The sequence below is a fragment of the uncultured Cyclobacterium sp. genome (assembly GCF_963976465.1).
GTDB lineage: Bacteria > Bacteroidota > Bacteroidia > Cytophagales > Cyclobacteriaceae > Cyclobacterium.
The window spans coordinates 1-5390 of record NZ_CAXBOC010000408.1 but is presented as its reverse complement, the minus strand read 5'-3'; the positions used below and the strand labels follow the sequence as shown (position 1 = coordinate 5390).

The following is a 5390-nucleotide window of genomic DNA, read 5'->3' as shown; positions in this document are numbered from 1 at the left end:
CAATCTAATAGGGCATTATAACTTTGATAATATTGCTGCAGCCCTGTGTGTGGCCGGATTTTTTGAAGTGCCCATGAAGGAAGCCGCCAAGGCCATTGCTGCATATGTTCCGGAAAATATGCGATCTCAGGTCATCGAAAAAAGAAGCAACCTGGTATTGCTGGATGCATACAATGCCAATCCTTCCAGCATGGAAAGCGCCTTAAAGGCTTTCGATAAGTTGGATAAACGCAAGCGTAAGATGGTAATCCTTGGCGACATGTATGAGTTAGGGGAGTACAGCAAGGCTGAGCATGAGAAAGTGGGGGAGTTGGTGAATCAAATGAGCTTGGATAAAATTTGTTTTACCGGAAAGGATACCCAGTATGCCTTGTCTAAAGCTCCTAAAGCCCTTTATTTTCCCGATCCTTTTTCTCTAAGGAACTGGCTCCAAGACTCCAAATTGGAAGACTATCAAATTCTAATCAAAGGGAGTAGGGGCATGAAGCTGGAAGGATTGCTTGGTTTTATTTAAGGGGGGGCTTTTGAGGAATTACATGGATTAATAGTATTTGTTTTTTAACATTTACTGCCAAGGATCGGTATTGAGCATAGGGGATTAAAGTAATTGAAAGACTCCTGCTGTTAGGATGACTTTTTACTGGCTTGTGCTTCTATCAATTTTAGTGATTGGTTGACAGTTACTTGCTTCGAAATCGCCAACTTCATGCAGTAGTAACCCGTTAACTCCAAGAGAAATACTGCACATTGTATTGAGCAATTAATAGGGTGTATTGTTGAATACGTTGTGCATTTCTGTATATTTGTGGAAGTAGTATTGAGAAATTATGAGAACATTATATCAGAAATTTGAAACGCTATTACAAAATACCACAACAGATTTTAAACGCTATTTGTACGATAACGTCTCGTGGGAAAGCCGAATGATTGGGATTATCGGTGCTCGTGGAGTTGGAAAAACTACCATGATTCTTCAACACATCAAAGAAAAATTAGATAGTAAGAAAGCCTTATATGTTTCAGCCGATGATATGTATTTTGGAGACCATAGACTTATTGATTTAGCAGAAGATTTCTTTAAAAATGCAGGAGAATATTTATTTATAGACGAAATTCATAAATACACTGACTGGTCACGAGAACTTAAAAACATTTATGACTCATTTCCTACATTGAAAGTTGTATTTACAGGTTCTTCTGTACTTGACATCCTTAAAGGTTCTGCTGATTTAAGCCGTAGAGCAATTATTTACAAATTACAAGGGCTGTCATTTCGTGAATATTTGAAATTGTTTCATAATTATGAATCGGACATATACACTTTAAAACAAATCATAAATAATGAAGCAAAACTTGTGAATATTCAACATCCCTTACCGCTATTTAATGATTATTTGAGACGAGGGTACTATCCATTTGGTATAGAAAATGAAATGAGTTTACGTTTAGGTCAAATTATAGTTCAAACTTTAGAATCGGATATTCCGCAATATGCAAACCTAAGCGTTGGGACAGGTCGAAAACTAAAACGATTACTTTCCATCATTGCAGAAAGTGTACCGTTTAAACCTAATTTTTCAAAAATTTCTGAAATGATTGGTGTAAGTAGGAACTCCTTAGATGATTATTTTTCATATATGGAAAAAGCAGGACTTATTGGGCAGTTACGAAATGAAACGGGTGGAATTCGAGGATTAGGAAAAGTTGATAAGGTTTTCTTAGATAATACAAATATCATTTTCAATTTGGTTGGAGAAAAATCAAATGTTGGTAATTTGCGAGAATCCTTCTTTTTCAATCAAATGCAAGTGAAAAATGAAGTTATATCTTCAAAAAAAGCAGATTTCGTAATTGAGCACTACACATTTGAGGTTGGAGGAAAAAATAAGCAACAGAATCAAATAGAAAAAGATGGTAAATCATTTATTGTGAAAGATGATATAGAATATGGATATCGCAATGAGATTCCTCTTTGGGCTTTTGGATTGAATTATTAAAAGACTAAAACAAATGAATGCCTAGGCATTAACATTTTGTTAATGTCAGAGGGGGTAAAATGCAAATTTAACCCGAAATAGGCAATAGACTTTTTATTCCGAGTTGAAATCGCTTCAAAATCAGCCAATCGTTGCTGTTTTCAACCCTGCCTGTGGGTAGACAGGTTCACCATAGCGGTGCTATGCTAAAATCTCCAAACAGCTTGTTTCTTGCGATTGCAACAGTCCCTGAGAAAGTGCAGGAAATCCTATTGCGTAATCCGAGTCCAAAACAATGACTTCAAACGATTTAGGTAGTAGGGAAATCCTGAATTTTTGTATCTTGTGGTAAATATTTTTTTCAACCGTATGCGTAAGACCATTATTTTGAAAAACGATAGGTTTCAAAAGCTACCTATTATACGGCTGGAATTCCCCTATGATTTCGAGTTAAAAGAGATTGTTAAAGGATTTCCGGAATGTAAGTGGTACCTCAAGGAGCGGGTTTGGGCAGTTCCCTATACACCTACTCAGGTGTCTGAATTACTACAGTATTTCAAAGAAAAAAATATTTGGTTGGACTACAGCCGGATTCAGAAAGTAGATTTGCCGGAAAAACATCCTGAATTACCTCAATTGGATGCACATTTACATTCAGAGATCCGGCGATTTAAGGATTGGCTTCGCAACAGGCGTTATTCCGAAGCAACGATCAAATCCTATTCCGAGGCAGTGGCGTTATTTTTCAGGTTTTTGGATAACAAGCCACCCGGTTCTATTACCAATGAGGATTTGGAGATCTTTAACAGGGATTACATCATCAGAAGAAAGTATTCCGTTTCCTACCAAACAAAAGAAAGCCCATATCTCATATTAGAAGAGCGGGTATTGGATCCCGAAATTATCAAACGTCCAAAGAAAGCCAAGAGTCTGCCTAATGTATTAAGTAAACAAGAAGTGAAGGATATTTTACAGGCCTTATCCAATCTTAAGCACCGTTTTATGTTGGTGCTGCTTTATTCATGTGGATTAAGAAGGAGCGAAATATTAAACCTACAGGTTGAGCACATTCAATACGATAGGGGTATGATTTTGGTTAAAAATGGGAAAGGCAAAAAAGATAGGGTTGTTCGGTTTCCTGAGATATTACATGATTTGTATAGAGAATATTTAAAAGCCTATCAGCCAAAGAAATACCTGATTGAGGGAAGGGGAGGAGGTCAATACAGTGCCAAGAGCCTGGCAGCCGTATTAACAGCTGCGGTGGAAAAAGCGGGCATTAAAAAGCCTGTCACTCCGCATTGGTTACGGCATTCCTATGCCACTCATCTGCATGAAGGGGGTACGGATATTCGGTATATACAAGAGCTACTTGGCCACCAAAGCAGTAAAACCACAGAGATTTATACACATGTAAGTAACCGAGAAATTAGGGAGATTAGAAGTCCAATAGAGGATATGGACATAAAAATATAAAGTGAAATAAAACTACACAAAGTCAACCAAATAAGGATATATTGTGCAATAAAACTGCGCATATAAACAAGTTATAGCTCACTTCGGTAAAATGAAACACCAAATATTAATACTTCCATTTGTAATAATTGTAGCATGTTCAACTAAAACAGATAATGGCACTGAACAGACTTTAGATCAAAAAAATCAAATAAAAGAGGATATCCAACAAATTGAAGAGGAAGAAGACACCTACGAAATACTTAATGGCGAAAGAATTGATGGGCCAGCTAATGTGAGAAATAAAGAAAATGGAAAGATTATCCTTTCTCTTGATGATAATGCTTTGATAGAAACTAGCCCAATAAAGGGTGATTGGTTACAAATTGGATTTTTCATTCAAATTGGCTCAGATGAAGGTTCAATGATTAAATTATATCCAGAAGAACAGCTGAAAACAACTGATGGATCTCACATTGGAAAAGTAAAAGATACGGTTGAAGTATGGAGAATTTACGATAATGTCGGTCTGATTGAAGGTTTTACTCATATTGGCAACATTAAGGAGATTTCGATTCCAGAAACTGCTTTAGAAATAGCACTTAAAAGAGGTGATTTCACTAAATCATTCTTAGATAAATACATAAAATCCTTTGAATTTAGTGATTATGAATTAAATCAAGAGTTAAATTATAGGCAATTATTTATTTATGAAAGCTATATCGTTGACCCTTCACCAAGAGATAGAATTACATTATTGTTTGATAATTACGATAAGCTAATAGGGATTTTTCACACTAGAAAGCTACATTTACCAGATTATGAAACATTCGAACTTACCCGAGGACATTCATTTACATGTATTGAAGATCTGGATAAATCCGAAAAGCAAAGAATAATTCATGAACGCATCAAATTTTACAACTCAGTTGATTAAAATGCAAGAAAAAGCGAGCTATAACATCACCTTGGATACAGCGGGCAGATCCGATTAACTATAAAAATCAGTGTCATTAGAAAGATAAGTGAGGTGATGAAGCGAACGTCTCAGAAAGCCCGCCGTCTCCAAGCTGAATCCCGTTAGCAGAAAATCATAAAAAAAGTTGAGACCGAGGATATTCATTATTTTAAAGATGATACTTTTACTTAGTTGTAAAGGTAATTATGTCTATGAAAATGAAGAAATTACTTCGCTTTCAAAAACTCTTCCTGAAGTATTTGAATCATTTTATTATTCAAACTATTGTAAGTGGGTTGAAGATGATTTGAGTAGTTTTTATGATACAATTCCATTCAATGAAGATGATAATTCATCGGAATTTATTTTTAAGGAGCTTGTAGAAAAGAAATGTAGTATTGTCCATATTGCAGCATTTGATGGTAATTTGATTTCGTTACCTGAAGTAATTAAGCAAAATGATTGGTTAATTAATATCTATGATACTAGTGATATTGTTTACTTTGATTTGACTACCACAAAAAACTTTGCAACACTTAAGTCAAGATATATTGGTTATAATACTCTTTACTTGAATGAAAAATACAAAATTGAACCGATAGATTTTGAAGAAAATTATACCAATGAAAATTTCAAGTTTAGGCCCGAAATAAGTAGAGTGAGTTTCAACGACAGCCTCACTCAAGGTTTTTACTACATTACTATTTGGAAAGATGGTGGTTTCCAAAAAACTGGTACATCTACATTAGTGTTGATTGAAAAAGAAAAAAGTAATTGGCGGGTTAAGGAAATTAAGTATTACAGGAAGGACTAAAATGAATTCTGCTAACATCACCTTGGATACAGCGGGGGGTTCCGAGTAAATTGAAAGTTTAGTATCTTTAAGAAGTTAGAATTAGGCTGGAAGAGAACGTCTCTGAATGCCCGCCGTCTCCAAGCTGAATCACGTTCTACTGCATTCAGGCGGCATTTCAGTTACAAGTTTTTTTTCGGCCGGAGAG

The 5390-nt window shown here is 35.5% G+C and carries 5 protein-coding genes; all 5 read left to right on the top strand.

Annotation, left to right across the window (positions count from 1 at the left end; all coding sequences use genetic code 11):
* Positions 1 to 514 (top strand): cyanophycin synthetase (locus AAC037_RS19040; protein ID WP_339904828.1); only part of this gene is annotated, 514 nt, incomplete at its 5' end.
* Positions 515 to 827: 313 nt separating this feature from the next.
* Positions 828 to 1997 (top strand): AAA family ATPase, encoded by a 1170-nt coding sequence (locus AAC037_RS19035; protein ID WP_339904826.1) that lies wholly within the window; start codon positions 828 to 830, stop codon positions 1995 to 1997.
* A gap of 348 nt (positions 1998 to 2345) precedes the next feature.
* On the top strand, positions 2346 to 3452 hold the full coding sequence (locus AAC037_RS19030; protein ID WP_339904825.1) for a tyrosine-type recombinase/integrase: 1107 nt from the start codon (positions 2346 to 2348) through the stop codon (positions 3450 to 3452).
* 91 nt (positions 3453 to 3543) lie between these two features.
* On the top strand, positions 3544 to 4368 hold the full coding sequence (locus tag AAC037_RS19025; protein WP_339904823.1) for a hypothetical protein: 825 nt from the start codon (positions 3544 to 3546) through the stop codon (positions 4366 to 4368).
* 196 nt (positions 4369 to 4564) lie between these two features.
* The gene (locus tag AAC037_RS19020; RefSeq protein WP_146948635.1) at positions 4565 to 5203 is read left to right on the top strand and encodes a hypothetical protein; all 639 of its coding nucleotides are present in this window, start codon (positions 4565 to 4567) and stop codon (positions 5201 to 5203) included.
* Positions 5204 to 5390: the final 187 nt, after the last annotated feature.

Bases quoted from the DNA above. Each gene is read 5' to 3' on its own strand.
- AAC037_RS19035 (WP_339904826.1), top strand. From the start codon at position 828: ATGAGAACATTATATCAGAAATTTGAAACGCTATTACAAAATACCACA.
- AAC037_RS19030 (WP_339904825.1), top strand. From the start codon at position 2,346: ATGCGTAAGACCATTATTTTGAAAAACGATAGGTTTCAAAAGCTACCT.
- AAC037_RS19025 (WP_339904823.1), top strand. From the start codon at position 3,544: ATGAAACACCAAATATTAATACTTCCATTTGTAATAATTGTAGCATGT.
- AAC037_RS19020 (WP_146948635.1), top strand. From the start codon at position 4,565: ATGATACTTTTACTTAGTTGTAAAGGTAATTATGTCTATGAAAATGAA.